Origin of the sequence: Autumnicola edwardsiae (genome assembly GCF_031846505.1) — a bacterium.
Taxonomy (GTDB): domain Bacteria; phylum Bacteroidota; class Bacteroidia; order Flavobacteriales; family Flavobacteriaceae; genus Autumnicola; species Autumnicola edwardsiae.
Genome location: NZ_JAVRHP010000334.1, coordinates 1 through 329, shown reverse-complemented (window position 1 = coordinate 329; position 329 = coordinate 1). Strand labels below are relative to the sequence as shown.

General features: G+C 36.2%; 1 protein-coding gene. It reads left to right on the top strand.

Annotated features, from left to right (window positions below; genetic code table 11):
- A partial coding sequence (locus RM529_RS17915; RefSeq protein WP_311486083.1) for a hypothetical protein occupies positions 1–329 on the top strand: 329 nt, incomplete at both ends.

Here is a 329-nt window from a genome sequence, read left to right as displayed (position 1 = left end):
AAGTAACAATTTGGGTGCTTTCCCAGGAAGGTGACAGTAATATTCATTTTGAAAATGCAACAAATCCAGAACTTCAGAATGATGTAGTTGCTGTTGGAGAAGAAATTACCGAATTAAATTTTACGGCAGAAACTTCCGGTACTTATAATATCTATGATGATACCGGGAAACCAAGTTATTTTAGAATCTTACGTGAAAGTAATACGATGAGTTCAGAATCAGGCAGTGATCTTACCGATGCTTGGGATTTTGGTGCCACACAGCTTGATGCGTCTGAATACAATAATCAATTATCTGTAGATATTATCAATTCCTGGTATGATGCTTCT